This is a genomic window from Embleya hyalina (assembly GCF_003967355.1).
Classification (GTDB): Bacteria; Actinomycetota; Actinomycetes; order Streptomycetales; family Streptomycetaceae; genus Embleya; species Embleya hyalina.
On record NZ_BIFH01000017.1, the window covers coordinates 453,019 to 472,332 of the forward strand.

14 protein-coding genes and 1 riboswitch are annotated in these 19,314 nt (G+C 72.4%); of the genes, 5 read left to right on the forward strand and 9 right to left on the reverse strand.

What is annotated here, in order from left to right; genetic code table 11:
• Positions 1 to 139: 139 nt before the first annotated feature.
• Positions 140 to 910 carry a hypothetical protein gene (locus EMA17_RS15395; RefSeq protein WP_126637544.1) on the reverse strand — a complete coding sequence of 257 codons (771 nt, stop codon included), beginning with the start codon at positions 908 to 910 and terminating at the stop codon, positions 140 to 142.
• A 73-nt stretch (positions 911 to 983) separates the two neighbouring features.
• Positions 984 to 2,279: a PspC domain-containing protein gene (locus tag EMA17_RS15400; protein WP_160161416.1), complete on the reverse strand. Its 1,296-nt coding sequence runs from the start codon at positions 2,277 to 2,279 to the stop codon at positions 984 to 986.
• 133 nt (positions 2,280 to 2,412) lie between these two features.
• Between EMA17_RS15400 and EMA17_RS15405 the strand changes: the two genes are divergently transcribed.
• Both EMA17_RS15405 and EMA17_RS15410 read left to right on the forward strand, forming a co-directional pair.
• Positions 2,413 to 3,672 carry an ATP-binding protein gene (locus EMA17_RS15405; protein WP_246126677.1) on the forward strand — a complete coding sequence of 420 codons (1,260 nt, stop codon included), beginning with the start codon at positions 2,413 to 2,415 and terminating at the stop codon, positions 3,670 to 3,672.
• Positions 3,669 to 4,346: a LuxR C-terminal-related transcriptional regulator gene (locus EMA17_RS15410; protein ID WP_126637547.1), complete on the forward strand. Its 678-nt coding sequence runs from the start codon at positions 3,669 to 3,671 to the stop codon at positions 4,344 to 4,346. Before EMA17_RS15405 ends, EMA17_RS15410 begins: the two co-directional genes overlap by 4 nt.
• A 96-nt stretch (positions 4,347 to 4,442) precedes the next feature.
• Here EMA17_RS15410 and EMA17_RS15415 read toward each other — a convergent pair whose 3' ends face one another.
• The gene (locus EMA17_RS15415) at positions 4,443 to 5,528 is read right to left on the reverse strand and encodes a C40 family peptidase (protein WP_126637548.1); all 1,086 of its coding nucleotides are present in this window, start codon (positions 5,526 to 5,528) and stop codon (positions 4,443 to 4,445) included.
• A 9-nt stretch (positions 5,529 to 5,537) separates the two neighbouring features.
• Positions 5,538 to 5,668: riboswitch (cyclic di-AMP (ydaO/yuaA leader) on the reverse strand.
• A gap of 376 nt (positions 5,669 to 6,044) precedes the next feature.
• On the opposite strand from EMA17_RS15415, the gene EMA17_RS15420 reads away from it, so the two are divergent.
• Complete coding sequence (locus tag EMA17_RS15420) at positions 6,045 to 6,401, forward strand: hypothetical protein (protein WP_126637618.1); 357 nt, start codon at positions 6,045 to 6,047, stop codon at positions 6,399 to 6,401.
• Between the two features lie 19 nt (positions 6,402 to 6,420).
• Here the strand turns inward: EMA17_RS15420 and EMA17_RS55355 are convergent, their stop codons facing one another.
• Positions 6,421 to 7,140: a PIG-L deacetylase family protein gene (locus EMA17_RS55355; RefSeq protein WP_218042828.1), complete on the reverse strand. Its 720-nt coding sequence runs from the start codon at positions 7,138 to 7,140 to the stop codon at positions 6,421 to 6,423.
• Between the two features lie 180 nt (positions 7,141 to 7,320).
• On the opposite strand from EMA17_RS55355, the gene pcrA reads away from it, so the two are divergent.
• Positions 7,321 to 9,837, forward strand: coding sequence for a DNA helicase PcrA (pcrA, locus tag EMA17_RS15430; protein ID WP_126637550.1), 2,517 nt, complete (start codon positions 7,321 to 7,323; stop codon positions 9,835 to 9,837).
• Positions 9,838 to 9,905: 68 nt separating this feature from the next.
• Here pcrA and EMA17_RS15435 read toward each other — a convergent pair whose 3' ends face one another.
• Positions 9,906 to 11,102 (reverse strand): hypothetical protein, encoded by a 1,197-nt coding sequence (locus EMA17_RS15435; RefSeq protein ID WP_126637551.1) that lies wholly within the window; start codon positions 11,100 to 11,102, stop codon positions 9,906 to 9,908.
• A 334-nt stretch (positions 11,103 to 11,436) separates the two neighbouring features.
• Positions 11,437 to 13,026, reverse strand: coding sequence for a glutamine-hydrolyzing GMP synthase (gene guaA, locus EMA17_RS15440; RefSeq protein WP_126637552.1), 1,590 nt, complete (start codon positions 13,024 to 13,026; stop codon positions 11,437 to 11,439).
• Between the two features lie 286 nt (positions 13,027 to 13,312).
• Here guaA and EMA17_RS15445 point away from each other — a divergent pair, with 286 nt between their 5' ends.
• Positions 13,313 to 13,597 carry a chorismate mutase gene (locus EMA17_RS15445; RefSeq protein ID WP_126637553.1) on the forward strand — a complete coding sequence of 95 codons (285 nt, stop codon included), beginning with the start codon at positions 13,313 to 13,315 and terminating at the stop codon, positions 13,595 to 13,597.
• Positions 13,598 to 14,204: 607 nt separating this feature from the next.
• Here EMA17_RS15445 and EMA17_RS15450 read toward each other — a convergent pair.
• The 3 genes from EMA17_RS15450 to EMA17_RS53295 all read right to left on the reverse strand — a co-directional run bounded on the left by EMA17_RS15450 (position 14,205) and on the right by EMA17_RS53295 (position 19,160).
• Positions 14,205 to 15,782: a succinic semialdehyde dehydrogenase gene (locus tag EMA17_RS15450; protein WP_246126678.1), complete on the reverse strand. Its 1,578-nt coding sequence runs from the start codon at positions 15,780 to 15,782 to the stop codon at positions 14,205 to 14,207.
• A gap of 93 nt (positions 15,783 to 15,875) precedes the next feature.
• On the reverse strand, positions 15,876 to 17,267 hold the full coding sequence (locus EMA17_RS15455; protein WP_126637554.1) for a dihydrolipoyl dehydrogenase family protein: 1,392 nt from the start codon (positions 17,265 to 17,267) through the stop codon (positions 15,876 to 15,878).
• Positions 17,268 to 17,333: 66 nt separating this feature from the next.
• A complete protein-coding gene (locus EMA17_RS53295) occupies positions 17,334 to 19,160 on the reverse strand; it encodes a serine/threonine-protein kinase (RefSeq protein WP_218042836.1) in 1,827 nt (608 codons plus the stop codon).
• Positions 19,161 to 19,314: the final 154 nt, after the last annotated feature.

Genomic DNA, 19,314 nt, shown 5'->3' on the forward strand with positions numbered 1-19,314 from the left:
CACGCGGGGACGGGGCGGCGCGGAGGCGCGGGCGCGGACGTATGGGTGCGAGCCCGGTGCCGCGCCCGCCGAGTACGCCCGAGGGGGCGGGGGGCCGCCGGCCCCCCGCCCCCTCGTCGTATCGGACCACCCGTGTCGGCTACTTGGTCAGGCCGACGGCCGGCGGGGGGTCGTCCGGGTCCGCGTCGGGCGCGGCCGGGAAGGCGGCCGAGGATCCGGCCGGTGAGTCCGGCGCTGCCGGCGCCTCGATCACGGCCATGATCCCGGTCTCGGTTTCCGCCTCGACCCCGGCCCGGTGCGCGCCCCCGGCACGGGACGCGGCCTCGACGTCGGCCCCGGTCTCGATGTCGGTCTCGACGCCGGTCCCGGTCTCGACGTCCGACTCGACGCCCGTCTCGAAGCCGGTCCCGGATCCGACGCCGGTCCCCAAGTCGGTCCCGGTCCGGGAGTCGGCCCCGCCCGGCTCGACGCCGGACTCGACGTCGGCCCCGGCCTCGACGCCGGGCCGGACGTCCGTTCCGAGACCCGCGGCGGCCTCGAATCCGGCCTTCGGCTCCGGCTTCGTCCCGGGGTCCTCATCGAGCGCGCCGCCGTGCTCCTCGTGCTCCTCGTGCCCCTCCCGGCCCACGAACGCCGTACCGCCCGGCTCCGACGCCGTCACCGGCGCGAAGAACGCGGCCGGCGGCGTGGGAGCGGCCGGCTCCGCATCGGATCGGCCGGTCGGCAACATCGACCACAGCGCCCCGGCGAGGCCCGCCAGGCCCACTCCGATCGCCGCGGTGGCCAGCGACCACTCGGGGCTCATCAGCGCGTGTCCGCCCGCCCGCAGCAGATACGCGATCGCGATGGCGGTGAACACCACACCCGCGATCAGGGCCATCGGGTCGAAGCGCCGCCTGTTCGTCCTCATCGGGATCCGCCCTCCATCCGGGTCACGCCGTTCCTCGGTGTCCTGCGCGGGTCCACCCGCTCGAGCGACGCGCTCATCGCGGCAACCGTCCGTGGTCGTCGTACAGCAGTTCCACCTGGCCCAGGCCGACCTCCAGGTCCAGCGTGATCGTGCCGCGCTCCGGCCCCGCGATCGGCTCCACCGTCTCGCTCCGGTCCGGCCGCCAGCCGTCGTCGCGACCGCTCATCGTGCGGACGTCACCGACGTCGGAGCGGCCCTTGAACACCACCCTGACGTCCTTGGGCACCCACACCTGGATCTGCCCGGCGCCCACCGTGGCCTTGACCGTCGCCGCGCGGGCCGGCCCCAGGTCGAGGGTACGCAGGTCCAGGTCCAGGTCGCCGCCGCCGAGGTGGTACGACGCGGGCAGTGCCGCGACCGAGGTCGGCGTGTAGGTGCGCTCCCCCCACGGCCCGGTCAGCGGCACGGTGATCGCGGTGAGTCCGGCGAGCAGCGCGGTGAGCGCGAGGGCGGGCAGGATCAGCAGCCGGGCCCGGCCGAACCAGGTGCCCGCGAGCAGGCCCAGGCCGACGACGCCGAGCACGATGGCCACCGCGACGGTGAACGTCACGTCGACCGTGTCGGTGCGGTTGAACACCCACAGCAGGCCGCCGACCATCGTGGCCACCGACAGCGTGGCCAGCGCCACGTACGAGCGCGGACGCTTCGCGGGCCTGCCCGGCTCGGCCGCGACCGGCTTCGCGGGCGGTTGCCCACCCTCCGGCGCCGAGCCGCCACCGGGCACCTGCCACCACATCGGCGGTCCCGGCGCGGTGTCGCCGGCCGGGACGGTGTCGACCGGCGCGGGAGCGCTCGCCATCGCCGCGACCCCCGCCGTTCGCGCGGCGGCCTCGGACCTGCGTTTCGTGTCGGTCCAGACCATGAACAGGACCACGGCGGTGATCATCATCAGCGGGACCGACGGGCCGAAGCCCGAGTCCAGGTACGTGAAGAACAAGGCGACCCCCATCACGGCGACCACGGTGGCGGCCGTCGCCCCGCGGTCGAACTTCCCGGCGAGCACCCGGCGCAGCACCGGCTGCTCCTCTCCACGGGCCGGGATCAACAGCCAGCCCAGGCTGTACACCAGTACGCCCACCCCGCCGAAGAGCGACAGCACCGCGAAGACGATGCGGAAGATCACCGGATCGAGGCCGAAATGCTCGCCGAGGCCGCCGCACACGCCGGAGACCATGCGGTCGTCGACGCTGCGCAGGAGCTGGGGTCGAGTGGTCGTCGTCGTGGGCGCCGCGGACGACCCCGGAGGGCCGCCCGGGACGTCGCCGGCCCGGTTGCCGGCCGAGACACCGGGTTTCATGTCGTCGTTCATGGGTCCATCGTGGCGTGCGCGCGGCCCCGTTCCCATCGGGCTCCGCCCTGGTCGACCCCTGGTCCGACCCTGAGGGGGAATCAGGGTCGAGCCCTGATGCGCCCGGGCTTGCCGGCGTGTGACGATCGGTCGTGTGACCGCCGTATATCCGCCCCCCGCCGCGCCGAACCGGCCCGCGTACCCGACACCGAAGCTCCGCCGCGCCGCGTCCCACCGGTTCGCCGGCGGCGTCGCGCGCGGCCTGGCCGAGCACCTCGGCGTCGAGGTGGTGGTCCTGCGGGTCGCCTTCGTCGCGCTCGCGTTCTTCGCGGGCCTGGGCGTGGTCATGTACGCGGCCTTCTGGATCTTCGTACCGCAGAGCGTGGGCACCGCCGCCCCGCCGAGCCGCGAGCGCGGTCGGGAGCGGCATCAGGCGCTCGCGCTGATCATCGTGCTGATCGCGGCGACCATGCTCACCGGGCTCGGGACCGACACCGACACCGGCTCCGGCGACTGGTTGTGGCCGCTGCTCGTGGCCGGGCCCGGGGTGATCCTGCTGTGGCGTCAGGCCGACGAGTCGCAGCGGCAGCGCTGGTTCTCGCTGGACGGGCGCAGCCGGGTGGCGGGTTGGCTGCGCGCCCTGATCGGCGCCACGCTGGTGGTCGCGGGCCTGATCTTCTTCTCGCTCGGCCGCGGCGGCATCGGCGACGCGCTGGCCGCGATGCGCGGGGCGGGCCTGCTCCTGGTCGGCCTGCTGGTCATCTTCGGTCCGTATCTGCTGCGACAGACCCGCGAATTGGGCGCCGAGCGCCGGGCCCGCATCCGGGCCCAGGAGCGGGCCGAGGTGGCCGCGCACGTGCACGACTCGGTGCTGCACACGCTGACCCTGATCCAGCGCCAGGTGGAGGACCCGCGCGAGGTGGCCCGGTTGGCCCGGGCGCAGGAGCGCGAGCTGCGGGCCTGGTTGTACCGCCCCGACGGCGAGGAGCCGGACCGCACCTTCGCCGCCGCGCTGCGCGGGGTCGCCGCGGAGGTGGAGGACGCGCACGGGGTGTCGATCGAGATCGTGTGCGTGGGCGACTGCCCGGTCGACGACCGGCTCTCCGCGCTGATCGCCGCCGCGCGCGAGGCGATGGTCAACGCGGCGAAGTACGCGGGCGGCGCGGCGATCTCGGTGTTCGGCGAGGCCGACGAGGACATGGTCACGGTGTTCGTCCGCGACCGCGGGCCCGGTTTCGACCCGGACTCCGTACCCGCCGACCGGCTGGGTGTGCGAGAGTCCGTGCTCGGGCGCATGCGCCGCAACGGGGGCGCCGCGAACATCCGCAGCGAACCCGGCGAGGGCACCGAGGTCGAGCTGGAGATGCGCCGCGCCGACGCCGGCCGGTCCGCTGTGGGAAGGACGAACACGTGAACACCACCGAGACGAGTAGCGCAGCCGCCGAGGGCACGCCCCGCACCCGGGTGGTCCTCGTCGACGACCACCGGATGTTCCGCACCGGCGTGCGCGCCGAGATCGGCGAGGCGGTCGAGGTGGTCGGCGAGGCCGACGACGTGGCGAGCGCGGTGGCCGTGGTCACCGAGACCCGCCCCGAGGTGGTTCTGCTCGACGTGCACCTGCCCGGCGGCGGTGGGGTGGAGGTGTTGCGCCGGTGCGCGTCGCTGATCCCGGCGGTGCGCTTCCTCGCGCTGTCGGTGTCGGACGCCGCGGAGGACGTGATCGGGGTGATCCGGGGCGGCGCCCGCGGCTATGTGACCAAGTCGATCACCGGCGACGAACTGATCCGCGCGATCGGCCGGGTCGGCGAGGGTGACGCGGTGTTCTCGCCGCGCCTGGCGGGCTTCGTACTGGACGCGTTCGCGGCCACCGACGTGCCGCCGATCGACGAGGACCTGGACCGGCTCACCCAGCGCGAGCGCGAGGTGCTGCGGCTGATCGCGCGCGGCTACGCCTACAAGGAGATCGCCCGCCGACTGGTCATCTCGGTCAAGACGGTGGAGACGCATGTCTCCGCCGTGCTGCGCAAGTTGCAGTTGTCCAACCGGCACGAACTGACCCGCTGGGCGACGGACCGGCGACTGGTCTGACCCGCCGGCGACACCCGGCACACACGACGGCGCCCGTCCTCGGAGACGAATCCGAGGACGGGCGCCGTCGTGTGGTGTCGCGGGGTGTCCGAGGCTCTAGCCGGGGCGGATGGCCGCGAGGAACGGCATCGAGTCCAGCGGCGCCTTGGTCACGGTCTTGCCCGGACGCGGAGCGTGCACGATCTGGCCGTTGCCGATGTACATGCCCACGTGGCGGTTGTCCGAGTAGAAGAACACCAGGTCGCCCGGCTGGAGGGCACTCTTGGCGATCTTGGGGCCGTCGTTGATCTGGGTCCAGGTGGTGCGGCTGAGCGAGACGTTCGCCGCCTTCCAGGACGCCTGGGTCAGGCCCGAGCAGTCGTACGAGCCGGGGCCCTCGGCGCCGGAGACGTACGGCTTGCCGATCTGTGCCAGCGCGAAGTTGATCGCGACCTGGGCCCGACCGGAGGCCGGGACGTTGGTCGCCGGCGCGTTGTCCTTGTCCTTGTCCCGCGAACTGCGGTCGTTGCCCCGCGTGGTGTCGTTCGCGTGCTCGTCCGAGTTGAGCACGTCCTCGCGCTGCTTCTCGGTGAGCGTGTTGAGCAGCCGCTGCGCCTCGGCGAGCTTGGCCTGGATGTCGGTCTTGTTCTTGTTCAGGTCGGTGCGCAGCTTCTCCAGTTCCGCGAGCTGCGAGGAGGCCTCGGTGCGGTCCTGCTGGAGAACTCGGGCCTGCGCCGCGATCTGCTTCAGCTTCGCGGCCTGCTGGCCGTCGAGCTGGGACATCATCTGCGACTTCTGCAGGTAACCCTCGGGGTCGCCGCTGAGCGCGAGCGAGAGCGACGGCGGCAGGCCGCCACTGCGGTACTGGTTCGCCGCCAGGACGCCGATCTGGTCGCGCAGGGCGTTCAGCGCGGCCTGTTCCTCGGTGATCCGGGCCTGCGTCTGGTTCGCGGTGCCCTGCTGCTTCTCGATCTGCTCCTCGACGCCGTTGGCGGCGTCGGTGGCCTTGACCACGTCGCTGTGCAGCTGGTTGACGCGGTCCTTGGTCTGCTGGAACGACTGCGCGGGGTCCGCGCTCGCGGTGCCGGCGAAGGTCATCACGCCGGTCATCGTCGCGGCGGCGGTGACCACGGTCGCGGCGGTGCGCACGGCGGTGCGCGGCTTGGGCTTGCGGTGTTGCCCGGGTCGACGTTGGGACGCCACTGGTGGCGGGTCTCCTTCCTCGGCCGCCTACCGGGTTAGCTGACGGGTTCGGGCGGAAGAAGGCGCCCTACGGTGCCGGAGCACCGATTCACCCCAAGGGACTGCGAGGGTCCCCGGTTCCGGCTTCGCGTCGCGACGACCGTGGTTGCCCACCGTCACCGAAACCCGTCACCGAATTCGGCGGAGGCGATCGTGTCGACCGGGTGGCCGACCTCGAGCCGATCGCCTGCCGCAGAACACTAGTCACACGCGTGTCAGGACCATCACCATTGGCCTTCACATTGCCAAAACTTTACCAATGTCGCCGTTTCCATCTCCGCGTATCACGGGAAAAGCGCCCTGATTCCCTAAAGTCGATCTTGATCCCTTTTGCCGATCTTTAACGGCATTCGACCGGTGCGCGAGGCGTGGACCGCCGCCGGCTAGGCTGCCGGACGGCGGCGGCGGTCTCCGCGTCGACGCCGAGAACGCCGGCCGGGTGCCCGCCGGGCGATGATCGACGAGGGGTTGTACGACGTGGACGTTCTGCGGCAGATCCTGCTGGTGCTGCACATCGTGGGCATCGCGGCCCTGCTCGGCGGCTTCCTCACCCAGATGTCCGCGCTGCGCACCGGCGACGTGCGGATCGTGCCCGCGATGACGCACGGCGCGCTGACCATGCTCGTCACCGGCCTGGCCCTGGTGGGTGTGGTGCAGTCCGGCCTGGACCGGGACGTGGACACCGCCAAGATCGGCACCAAGCTCGGCATCCTGCTGGTCGTCCTGCTGCTGGTGTGGGGCAACCGCGCCGCGGACCGGGTGTCCGCGCGCGTCCTCGGCGCGATCGGCCTGCTGACCGTGGCGAACATCGCCATCGCCGTCATGTGGACCTGAGCCGCGGGTCCCGCCGCCGCTACCGGGTGTCCACCACCCGGAACACCTCGGCCATCCGCCCGGCGCCCAGTTCGAACCGCGCCGCGTTGCCCTCCAGCATCGACACGACGTGCTCCCGCAGCTCCGGCAGATGGCTCGTCTGGCTCTCGTGCGACAGCAGCGCCGCGATCTTGCGCTCGAACACCTCCGTCACGTCCACCGCGTGGTTCGGCGCGGCGGTCGGCGACAGCCAGGTCTCCGGCACCGTCCACTCCTTCAGCCCCTCCGCCTCCAGCAGCTCGGGATGGGCGAACGGGTTGCGCGCGTCCGGATAGATCGCCCGCATCGCCGCCTCGCCGGCCTCCAGGTGATCCGGGTGGCTCGGCGCCAGCCGGGACCAGTCCCGCTCCGGACTCGGGATCACCATGCGCTGCGGGCGCACCTGCCGGATCACCCGACTGATGTCGCGCCGCAGTTCCATGGAGACCGCCACGCGCCCGTCCGGATACCCCAGCCAGTACAGCTGCCGCACCCCCACGTGCGCCGCCGCCGCGTTCTGCTCGGCCCGCCGGATCCCGCCGATCTCCGACCGGGGCACCGCCGGATCGAACCCGCCCGCGTCCCCGTCGGTGACCAGGCAGTAGCTCACCTCGATGCCCGCCTCGGTCCACGTGGCGACCGTCCCCGCCGCCCCGAAGTCGATGTCGTCCGGGTGCGCGGCCAGCACCAGGACCCGCTCCACGTCGCGATCGTCCAGCACGATGTACTCCCTTGATCCGACTCGATCCGACTCCATCCGCCGGGCCGGGCGACCGGTGGTCGGCCGATCCCGGTCGACCCGATGTCCGACGGCGCGAAGATGGTTGTCGGCGCAATGATCCCTGGCCGCGACAACGGCCCGGGCACGACCCGCCCGACACCCACCTAGACTCGGGGAACGATGAGCAGCCTCTTCGACGACATCCCCCTGCCCGGTTTCGACACCGCGGCCAAGAAGTCCCCCGCCGGCTCCGCGGACGAGATCCCGCTGCCGCCCGAGCCGGACGAGAACCACGTGTACGGCCTGCCGGAGGACTATCCGGACGACCTGTACGAGGGGCAATACGCGCCGCCGCCCGAGCCGCGCGACGCCTACTACCGCAACGGCGCCCCGCGCCCCGTGGTGGACCCGGCCCGACTGCTCGACGGGATGAACCCGCAACAGCGCGCCGCGGTCGTGCACGAGGGGTCCCCGCTGCTCATCGTGGCGGGCGCGGGCTCCGGCAAGACCCGCGTACTGACCCACCGCATCGCCCACCTGCTCGCCTCCCGCCACGTGCACCCCGGCGAGATCCTGGCGATCACCTTCACCAACAAGGCCGCCGCCGAGATGCGCGACCGGGTCGAGGCACTGGTCGGCCCGCGCACCAAGGCGATGTGGGTGTCCACCTTCCACTCGGCCTGCGTACGCATCCTGCGGCAGCAGTACAAGAAGCTCGGCATGAGCTCGTCGTTCTCCATCTACGACTCGGCCGACCAGCAGCGGCTGATGGCGATGGTCTGCCGCGACCTCGACCTGGACCCGAAGAAGTTCCCGCCGCGCAAGTTCAACGCGCAGGTGTCCAACCTCAAGAACGAACTGATCGACCACGAGGACTTCGCGGCCAAGGCGATCAACGAGTCCGAGCGCATACTGGCGCAGGCCTACACGATGTACCAGGAACGGCTGCGCCAGGCCAACGCGCTCGACTTCGACGACCTGATCATGACCACGGTGCACCTGCTCCAGGCGTTCCCGGACGTCGCGGAGCACTACCGGCGGCGGTTCCGGCACGTGCTGGTGGACGAGTACCAGGACACCAACCACGCGCAGTACACGCTGGTCCGCGAACTGGTCGGCGGCGCGGCCGGCAGCGGCCCGCGCCTGACGGTGGACGGCGAGTTGGTCAACCCCGCCGAGGCCGGGCTCGTCGGGCTCGAACCGGCCGAGTTGTGCGTGGTCGGCGACGCGGACCAGTCGATCTACGCGTTCCGCGGCGCGACCATCCGCAACATCCTCGACTTCGAGGCCGACTACCCGAACGCCACCACGATCCTGCTGGAGCAGAACTACCGCTCCACGCAGACCATCCTGAGCGCGGCCAACGCGGTGATCGAGCGCAACAGCAACCGGCGCGCGAAGAACCTGTGGACCGACGCCGGCGCCGGCACCCCCATCGTCGGCTACGTCGCGGACGACGAGCACGACGAGGCGCAGTTCGTCGCCGACGAGGTGGACCGCCTCACCGACGCGGGCCACACCAAGCCGGGACAGGTCGCGGTGTTCTACCGGACCAACGCCCAGTCCCGCGTCTTCGAGGAGGTCTTCATCCGGGTCGGCCTGCCGTACAAGGTCGTCGGCGGCGTGCGCTTCTACGAGCGCCGCGAGGTCCGCGACGTGCTCGCCTACCTGCGCCTGCTGGCCAACCCCGACGACACGGTCTCGCTGCGCCGGATCCTGAACGTGCCCAAGCGCGGCATCGGCGACCGGGCCGAGGCGTGCCTGGACGTGCTCGCGACGCGCGACCGCATCCCGTTCGCCCAGGCGCTGCGCCGGGCCGACGACGCGCCGGGGCTGGCCAAGCGCTCGGCCAACGCGGTCAAGGGCTTCGTCCGGCTCCTGGACGACCTCACCGCGGTGGTGGACGGCGGCGCGGGGCCCGCGACCGTCCTGGAGGCGATCCTGGAACAGAGCGGCTACCTCGCCGAGTTGCAGGCGTCCAGTGACCCGCAGGACGAGACCCGGATCGAAAACCTTCAGGAACTCGCGGCGGTGGCACTGGAGTTCGAGCAGGCCCAGGCTCAGGAGGGCGGCTCGGGCACGCTCGCCGACTTCCTGGAGCGGGTCTCGCTGGTGGCCGACTCCGACCAGATCCCCACCGACGCCGAGGACGGCGGCGTGGTCACCCTGATGACCCTGCACACCGCCAAGGGCCTGGAGTTCCCCACGGTGTTCCTCACCGGCCTGGAGGACGGCGTCTTCCCGCACATGCGCTCGCTCGGCGACGCGAAGGAGTTGGAGGAGGAGCGCCGGCTGGCCTACGTCGGCATCACCCGCGCCCGCGAGCGGCTCTACGTCACGCTGGCGAAGATGCGCAGCGCGTGGGGCGCGCCGTCGTACAACCCGCCGTCCCGCTTCCTGACCGAACTGCCGGAGAAACTGGTCGACTGGCGCGGCACCTCGCCGTCGGCGGCCAAGGCGATGTCGGCGACGAAGTCGACGGTCGGCTCGCGCGGCGGCTTCGGCAAGGGCGCGCAGATCAAGGAACGCCCGGCCATCGCGCTGGCCCCGGGCGATCGGGTCACCCACGACAAGTTCGGCCTGGGCACGGTGGTGTCCACCGCCGAGACCGGTGACAAGGCGAAGGCCACCATCGATTTCGGCGCGGGCGGCGAGAAGACCCTGCTGCTGCGCTACGCGCCGGTGCAGAAGTTGTAGCGCCGGACGGGACGGACGCGGGCCGGGTCGATGTCCTCGACCCGGCCCGCGTGCGTATCCCGGTGCGGTCAGCCCGCGATCTGGATCTCGTACGGCGCCGACTCCACGCCGGAGGCGGAGACCACGCACAGCTCCACCCGGCCCGGCTCCACGTCGACCGGGACCGGGACGACCACGCACGCGTCGGAGGGGTTGGCGAAGCCGGTGTCGGCCGGGATCAGCGGGGCGTGCACGTGGACCGCGCCGAACTTGACCACCACGCGCGCCAGCAGGTCCGCCTCGTGCGAGCCGCCCGCCGCCAGGTTGATCCCGCGCACCTCGATGTCGTCGCCCTGGCGGACCGCGGAGTCCAGGTCGCCGCGCGTGCGCACGCGCACCACGGACAGGATCACCGGGCGGTCGTTCTCCGCCAGCTTGCCGGCGAGGTAGGTGACCACCGAGACCACGGCGAGCGCGACCAGCGTGGCCGGGATGTCCGGGAGCCGATCGGGGTCGCGGGCCAGGCCGACCACGACGAAGCCGACCGCGACCAGGTTGACCAGGACGTACTGGGCGTCCACGAACGAGGCCCGGCCCGCGTCGTCGGTGACCAGGTCGCGCAGCGAGGCCTGGTCGGCGCGGAGCTTCTGGAGCACCCGGCGGCCGACCTTGTCGCCGACGATCCGGCGCACCGCCACCGCGGCCAGCAGCGGCGCGGTCACCAGGGTGATCTGGTCGAGCGCGACATCGCCCAGCCGATCCAGCAGCCGGTCCCGGTCGCCGTCCCCGGAGGCGGCGGCGAGCCGCATGCCCAGGAAGGCGAAGCAGTACATCAGCGCCACCATCCACAGCGCGGCGACCGCCTTGGAGGTGGACAGGCGCCCGTCCAGGCCCCGTACGGGCGCGAACACGCCGCCCCCGGCCCGGGCGGCCCAGCCGACCACGCTGAGCGCTCCGGCGACCACCACGGCCGCCACGATCCCGGCGGTGCGGGATCCGGTCCAGCCCGCGCCGATCGCGGTCAGCGCCTGCACCAGGACGAGCACGGCGACCAGGAACCACAGCACGATCAGCGCACGACCGCCGAGCACCTGCAGCCAGGCCCGCCCCTGGGCCCGCCGCATGGCGGCCAAGTCCTGGGCCTTGCCCCGCAGTTCGTCGGAGATCCACTGGCGCGCGCCGCCGTCGGAGTGGGCGACCGCCGAGGGCACCCCCTCCTTGCGGGCGAGCGCCCGCCGCAGCGTCTCGAAATCGGCGACGGTCCTGCGGTATTCCTCCCGGACCACGCAATGACAGTCCGGTCCGTGCACACCGACACCGTGCGCCACTTCGCCACGCCCTCCCCACCACCACATACGAACGTGCTCGTTCAGCGGCACATTGTGCCGCATCCGAGAGGGGCGTACCGGCCCGGTCCGGCGATCGCGCGCAATCTCGATCGAAGACCCGCCGCGAGGCCAACCCCCGTGTCCCACAAGGCGGTCCGCCGGCTCGTCGACCCGGCCGCGACGAACTCCGGGAACGCCGCCGGCCCCCGTCCGAAATCGGGCGGAGGCCGGCGAAGCACACACGATCGGGATCAACCCGGATCGAGCGGATCGAGCGGATCGACGCGGGAGGCTACTCCCACTCGATGGTGCCCGGGGGCTTGCTCGTCACGTCGAGGGTGACCCGGTTGATCTCCCGGACCTCGTTGGTGATCCGGTTGGAGATCCGGGCCAGCAGGTCGTAGGGCAGGCGCGACCAGTCGGCGGTCATGGCGTCCTCCGAGGACACCGGACGCAACACGATCGGGTGACCGTAGGTGCGGCCGTCGCCCTGGACGCCGACCGAGCGCACGTCGGCGAGCAGCACCACGGGGCACTGCCAGATCTCCCGGTCGAGCCCGGCCCGGGACAACTCCTCGCGGGCGATCGCGTCCGCCTCGCGCAGGATCTCCAGCCGGTCGGCGGTGACCTCGCCGATGATCCGGATCCCCAGGCCGGGGCCCGGGAACGGCTGCCGCCAGACGATCTCGGACGGCAGGCCCAACTGCTCGCCGACCGCGCGCACCTCGTCCTTGAACAACTTGCGCAGCGGCTCGATCAGCTTGAACTGGAGGTCCTCGGGCAGCCCGCCGACGTTGTGGTGCGACTTGATGTTCGCGGTGCCGGTGCCGCCGCCGGACTCGACCACGTCCGGGTAGAGCGTGCCCTGGACCAGGAACTCGACCTCCTCGCCGTGCGCGCCGGCCTCGGCGACCACCTCGGCGGCGGCCTGCTCGAAGACCCGGATGAACTCGCGCCCGATGATCTTCCGCTTCTCCTCGGGGTCGGTCACCCCGGCGAGCGCGGACAGGAAGCGCTCCTGGGCGTCGACCACCTTGAGCGAGACCCCGGTGGCCGCGACGTAGTCCCGCTCGACCTGCTCGGGCTCGCCCTTGCGCAGCAGACCGTGGTCGACGAACACGCAGGTGAGCTTGTCGCCCACAGCGCGCTGGACCAGGGCCGCGGCGACCGCGGAGTCGACCCCGCCGGACAGGCCGCAGATCACGTGCTTGTCGCCGACCCGCTCGCGGATCAGCTCGACCTGCTCCTCGACGATGTTGACCATCGTCCAGTTCGCCGCGAGCTTCGCGCCCACCTTGAGGAAGCGCTCCAGGATCGCCTGGCCGTGCTCGCTGTGCATCACCTCGGGGTGGTACTGCACGCCGTACAGCCGCGCCTCGTCGTTCTCGATCGCGGCGACCGGCGCGCCCGCGCTGGTCGCGGTGACCGTGAAGCCGGCCGGCGCGGCGGAGACCGAGTCGCCGTGCGACATCCACACCGACAGGTCGGTGGGCAGCCCGTCGAACAGGGTGCTCTCCGTGCCGGTCACGGTCAGCGGGGTGGCGCCGAACTCGGCGAGACCGGTCTTCTCGACCACCCCGCCCAGGGTCTGCGCCATGGCCTGGAAGCCGTAGCAGATGCCGAGCACCGGAACGCCGGCCGTGAACAGCGCCGGGTCGATGCTGGGCGCCTCGTCCGCGTACACCGAGGAGGGGCCGCCGGACAGGATGATCGCGGCCGGGCGCTTCGCGAGCATCTCCGGCACGGGCATGCTGTGCGGCACGATCTCGCTGTATACACGCGCCTCGCGCACCCGGCGGGCGATGAGCTGGGCGTACTGGGCGCCGAAGTCGACGACGAGGACGGTTTCGGTGCCGCCTCCGTCCGGGCTGGCAAAGGTCACGAGGGGCCTTCCGGCGAAGCGAAAAAGGGGTGTACGCCGATTCTACCGGCGTCGCGCGGGTGACCCCGGCTGGTGCCCGCTCCCGCCGTCGCGGCATACTGACGCCATGTCCTCGTTCGGCGTGACGCACGGCTTTAGCCATGGCACCGGGATCCCCGGCGCCACCGTCACCGCCTGAACGCGGCACCACCACAGGCAGACGAAGACGCCCCGGGTCCGGTACCCGGGGCGTCTTCGCGTTCGTGTCGAGGCCCCCGGATCCGACCCCTTCCGGAGAGCAGGCCGCATGGACGACACCACCACCCCGCCGCAGACGTCCGAGGACGTGATCGACGCGGGCCGCACCCGTATCGACGACCTCGACCGGCGGATCATCGCGCTGATCACCGAGCGGGTGGACATCTCCGCCGAGATCCAGCGGGTCCGCGTCGCGGCGGGCGGTGCCCGCGTGCAGTTGTCCCGCGAGATGGAGGTCATCGCCCGGTACCGCGAGGGGTTGGGCAAGCCGGGCACCACCGTCGCGCTGACCCTTCTGGAGTTGTGCCGCGGTCGGGTCGGCCCCCGGGCGTAACCTCGTCGCGCCGGCGGTCGTTGTGACTGATGGCCGGCCCGCTTCATGCGCGGGCCGGGCACCGCAAGGCCGCCGACGCGATGAGGCGCGCTCACCAGCGCGCCGTGGGACCTCGCGTTGGTGCCGTGACCGGGACGCAGGGGACAGCAACCGGTCACAACCCCGCCGGCGGCCGGTGTCGGGGACGCCCGACACCGGCCGCCGCGCCTTGGGTCGATCCACGGATCGACCCCGGCGCGGCGGGCCTCGGCGTGCCCCATTCACCACGAATCCCACGTACCGCGAAAGCTGCGCAACGCGGATCTTTCACGCCAAAGCCGCCGGCAGCGCCAAGAGTAGCGGGATTCCCCACCCCCATCGGTGGTTCCGGCGAAGTGCGCGACCGACTCAAGGGCGTCCGGTTAGCGCAAATAATGATCATTAACCGGTCGATAGATGTCATTTTGCCCCGAGTTGGCAGTCCCTTGCCCGGTCCCGCTCGACGAACGGAATTCACCCTTCCGCAGTCTCGCGCCCCGCGAGCCGCACACACGCCTGCCGGCGCGCGACGCGCGCGCCGGGTGTGGCGGGTGTGAGACACCCGAGGACACCGACCCGACGGGTGGGGTCAGCGCACGCGCAGGGCCTTCATGACGCGCAGGGACAGCGTCAGCGAGCGAGCCCACTGCTCGTCGGTCATGCCGAAGGGGGCGGCGATCGGGAGGAGGCGCTGGGTGGCCACGGTCTGCGCCTCGGTGAACTTCATGATCCCCTCCGCGCCGTGCCGTCGGCCCAGGCCCGAGTCGCCCATGCCGCCCATCGGCGCGCCCGCGCTGCCGTACGCCGCCGCGTAGCCCTCGTTGACGTTCACCGTGCCCGCGCGCAACCGCCGCGCGAGCGCGCCGCCGTGCCGGGTGTCGCGCGTCCACACGCTGGCGTTGAGGCCGTACGCGGTCTCGTTCGCGCGGGTGACGACCTCTTCCTCCTCGGTGTAGCGGTACACCGACACCACGGGGCCGAACGTCTCCTCCGCGCACACCGCCATCTCGGGGGTGACGTCGGCGAGCACCGTCGGCTCGTAGAACAGCGGCCCCAGGTCGGGCCGGGCCTTGCCGCCGACCAGCACCCGTGCGCCCGCCGCCCGGGCCTCGTCCACGTGCCGGGTGACCGCGTCCAGTTGCCGGCGCGAGACCAGCGAGCCCATGTCGGTGTCCCACTCGTATCCGGCCGCGAGCCGCATCGCCTGGATCCGACCCAGGAACCGGTCCACGAACGCGTCGTGCACGTCCTCGTGCACATACATCCGCTCGATCGAGACGCACAACTGGCCGGCGGAGGAGAAGCAGGCGCGCACCGCCCCCTCGGCGGCCCGGTCCAGGTCCGCGTCCGCCAGCACGATCATCGCGTTCTTCCCGCCCAACTCCAGCGACGCGCCGACCAGTCGCTCGGCCGCCCGCCGGGCCACCTCGCGGCCGATGCGGGTGGAGCCGGTGAACCCGACGTAGTCCGCGCCCTCCACCACCGCCGTGCCGACCACCGGGCCGTCGCCGAGCACGATCTGCCACAGGTCCTCGGGCAGGCCGCAGTCGATCAGTACGTCCTGGGCCCACAGCGCGGTCAGCGCGGTCTGCGTGTCGGGCTTCATCACCACCGCGTTGCCCGCGATGAACGCCGGGATCGCGTCGCCGATGGACAGCGCCAGCGGGTAGTTCCACGGCGACACCAGGCCGACCACCCCCTTGGGGTGGCGGACCTCGATCGCCTTGGTGAGCACCGGCAGCGCACCCGCCCGGCGGCGCTCGCGCAGGTAGCCCGCCGCCCGCCGGCCGTAGTGCCGCGCGCACAGCGCGACGTCCAGGACCTCCTCGAAGGCGTGCTTGCGCGCCTTGCCGGTCTCGGTCTGGATGATGTCCAGGATCTCCGACCGGCGCTCCAGCACCCGGTCGTGGAAGCGCAGGAACACCGCCGCCCGCTCACGCACCGAACGTTTGGCCCACGCGGTCTGCGCGAGCCGCGCGCGGGCGAAGGCGGAGGTGACGTTCTCCGGGGTGGACTCGGGGAGTTCGGCGATCGGCGACCCGTCGAACGGACTACGGGTCGTCACCTTCGTCGGCACGGTGCCGGTCACCACGCGCCGCGCCAGTCGCTCGGCGGGCAGGTGGGGCACGGCGATGGAGGCTGCTGCGGGCGCTGCGATGTCCGTCATGGCACCAGCCTAGACAGCGCTACTTTCGGGTAACAAGAACCGTCCGGCGCGCGAACGGACACGACCCGTCCGCGCGCCGTTCCCGGGCCCGATTCAGTCCGTGTCGAGGTCGGCCAGCGCCGACTCGATGGTGCGGTGATACGTGGGATACGCGTACATCATGTTCCGCAGCGTGGCCACCGGGACCGCCGCGCGCACGGCCACCACCAGCGCGCCCAGGATCTCGCCGCCGGCCGGACCGGCGGTGGTCGCGCCGACCAGCACGCCCCGGTCGACGTCCTCGATCACCTTCACGAAGCCGCGCGCGCCGGTGATGTGTCCGCGCGAGGAGGCGGCCAGGTCCGCGTGGCCGATGCGCACCGAGAGCCCGGCGGTGCGGGCCTGGTGCTCGGTCAGGCCGACCGCGCCGATCTCCGGGTCGACGAACGTCACGCGCGGCAGCGCGCTGTGGTCCGCGTCGGGTCCGGCGGTGCCCCGACCGGCCGCGTGCAGGACCGCCTTGGTCACGATGGCCGACTGGTACATCGCCACGTGGGTGAACGCGCCCTGCCCGGTCACGTCGCCGACCGCCCAGACCGCGGGCGCCGCGCCGCCGGGCTGCACCCGCAACTGCCCGTCCACCGGCAGCGCGTGCGCGTGCGGGTCGACGCCCAGCGCCTCGGCGCCGAGTCCGGGCAGGTCCACCCGGCGGCCGGTGGCCACGAGCAGCTTCTCCGCCTCGATCGAGCGCCCGTCGGAGAGTTCGACGGTGAACGCCTTCCCGTCGTGCGCGACCCGCTCGGCCCGCGCGCCCAGGTGGATCTCGACGCCGTCCTCGCCCAGCGCCCATGCGGCCAGGTCGGAGGATTCCGGTTCCTCGACGGCCAACACCCGCTCGCCGTTCTCCACGATCGTCACCCGGGTGCCGAATCGGGTGAACACCTGGGCGAGTTCGAGGCCGATCGCGCCGCCGCCGAGCACCGCGAGCGAACTCGGCGCCTCGTCGGCCTCGATCGCCTCGCGGTTGGTCCACAGCGGGGTGCCCGCCAGGCCCTCGATCGGCGGGACGAAGGCCCTGGTGCCGGTGCCGACCACGATCGCGTGCCGGGCCCGGAAGCGCCGCACCCCGTCGGGGCCGGTCGCCTCGACGGTGTCCACGCCGGTGATCCGGCCGGCGCCGCGCACGAAGGTCATGCCCTTGTCGACCAGCCGGTCCACGGCCGCCGTGTCGTCCCAGTCGGCGGTCAACTCGCGGATCCGCGCGGCGAGCGGCGCCCAGTCGGGGTGCTCCTCGGTGCGGGCCCGGGCCGCCGCGTACACCATCGCCTTCGACGGGATGCAGCCCCAGTACGGACACTCGCCGCCGACGAGGCCGTCCTCGACGCCCACCACGTCCAGTCCGGCCGAGGCGAGGTTCCCGGCGACGGCCTCACCGCCGACGCCGAGACCCAGGACGATCACGTCGACGTCGACGGTCGCGACGTCTTGGGGGTGCTGCGTGCTCACTGGTGTACCTCCGGGGTGGCTGGGTTCCCTCGGACCGTACCCCGGGACGAGTCTCGGACTCGCGTGTCACTTGCCCTGGAAGGACTCCGTCATCTTGTCGAAGCGCTCCCGCGAGAGCGGTTCCCAGTCGCTCTGGTACGACGCCACATACAGCGCGTAGTCCACGTTGCCGGTGGTCACGACACCCAGGTTCATCACGTGGCTGGGCACCCGATTGCCCGAGCCGTCGCCGTTGATCGGGTCGCCGTCGAAGGTGTACTCCCACATCGCGGCCTTGCGCGCTCCCGGCGGAAGCGGGGTGTAGTCCCGGAGTTGGAGCCGCTTGTAGGCGGGCTTCGTCTTCGCGGTCGCCTCGACGACCTGCTCGAAGTTGCCCAGGGGGTCGTGGCCGACCGGCGTCGCGCCGATCAGGTAGGCGGTCTTGCGATCGGCCGTCACGTACTTGATCTGGTCCTTGTTGGCGCCGAAGACCGAGCGGGACTTGGCGGCGCCCGCGGGCAGGAACAGCGAGAACCCGAGCGGGTCCTTGACCAGTTCGTAGCCGGCGGGCGGGACCGACCCGTTCGGCGCGGAGGCGGACGGCGGCGAGGTGGGGGGAACGCCGCTCGCCGACGGCTGGGTCGGCGGCGTCGTCGCCTGCTCGGAGTTGCCCGGGTTCGGCTTCGCGTTGTCGCCCTTGTCGTCGTCCCGGGTGACCAGGAACCCCACCGCGGCGCCGCCCGCGATCAGCGCGACCACGAGCGCCACGACCGCGACGATCCGGCCGCGGCGGCGCGGCTCGGGGGTCGGCTGGTGCGGCGGCGCGGGGGTGTGCGGGATGTGCGGGATGTGCGGCGGTTGCGGGGGTACGCCGGTACGGGTCGGCGACGCCTCGGCGGGCGAGTAGGCCGGTTGCGACCAGGAGTTCGGCGGCGTGTTGCCGCCCGGGTGTCCGGTGGCGCCCGTGTCGTGGCCGGCCTGCGCGCGCCCGTGCGGGTCGTACGGCTGGGCCGGGGTGGTCGGCGCGCCGGGGTCGGCGACCGGGGTCGGCGGTGGCGGGACCGCGCCGTACTGCCGCGACGGCGTCGAGTTCGCCACCTCGCGCAGGATCCGGGCGCCGTCCTCCACGCCCATCCGCAGGTCGACGTCCTTGACCAGCCAGCCCGCGATCACCGGCTCGAGCCCGCCCGCGTGCCGGGGCGGGTCGGCCTCGTCGTTCAGGATCGCGTTCAGCGTGCTGATCATCGTGCCCCGGCGGAACGGGTTGCGTCCCTCGACCGCCATGTACAGCACCACGGCGAGCGACCACAGGTCGGCGGCGAGCAGCGGGCGTTTGCCCTCGGCCCGCTCCGGCGACAGGAAGTCCGGCGAGCCGACCAGCATGCCGGTGGTGGTGAGCGTCGCGGTACCGGTCGCGGTGGCGATCCCGAAGTCGGTCAACACCACCCGCCCGTGCGGGGTGACCAGGATGTTCGCGGGTTTGACGTCGCGGTGCAGCACACCCTTCTGATCGGCGGCGAGCAGCGCGTCGAGCACTTTCAGGCCCAGTTCGGCGGCGTCCGCCGGGGTCAGCGTGCCCTGCGTCTCCAGGATCTCGGCGAGCGACTGGGCCTCGACCAGCTCCATCACGATCCACGGGATGCCGCCGTCCTCGACCACGTCGTGGATGGTGACCACATTCGGGTGCCCGATCCGGGCGGCCGTGCGGGCCTCGCGCATCGTGCGTTCGCGGGCGAGCTCCTTCTCCTCGTCGTCGAGGTGGTCGGGCAGCCGCAGCTCCTTGATCGCGACGTCGCGGTGCAGCATCTCGTCCACGGCACGCCACACCGTGCCCATGCCGCCTCGGCCGAGCATGGTGCCCAACCGGTAACGCCCGCCGACCACCCGACCGCGCGTGCCCCCGGTCTGTGCCACGTACCCTCCCCGCATCGGCCGGCTGTCCCGCCGGCCATCTTCGGTCTGCAACCCGCCACATTAGATGCGACTCCCCGGGGTTCGGCGAGCGGATCCGCCGGCCGGACCGTTCCGGGCCCGCCTCCCGCACCCCGCCGGCGGTCCCCGTGACGGC

What these genes read in the sequence shown, in the direction of transcription:
- EMA17_RS15400 (WP_160161416.1), bottom strand. Translation starts at nt 2,279, where the DNA reads ATGAACGACGACATGAAACCCGGTGTCTCGGCCGGCAACCGGGCCGGC.
- EMA17_RS15395 (WP_126637544.1), bottom strand. Translation starts at nt 910, where the DNA reads ATGAGGACGAACAGGCGGCGCTTCGACCCGATGGCCCTGATCGCGGGT.
- EMA17_RS15445 (WP_126637553.1), top strand. Translation starts at nt 13,313, where the DNA reads ATGGACGACACCACCACCCCGCCGCAGACGTCCGAGGACGTGATCGAC.
- EMA17_RS15450 (WP_246126678.1), bottom strand. Translation starts at nt 15,782, where the DNA reads ATGACGGACATCGCAGCGCCCGCAGCAGCCTCCATCGCCGTGCCCCAC.
- pcrA (WP_126637550.1), top strand. Translation starts at nt 7,321, where the DNA reads ATGAGCAGCCTCTTCGACGACATCCCCCTGCCCGGTTTCGACACCGCG.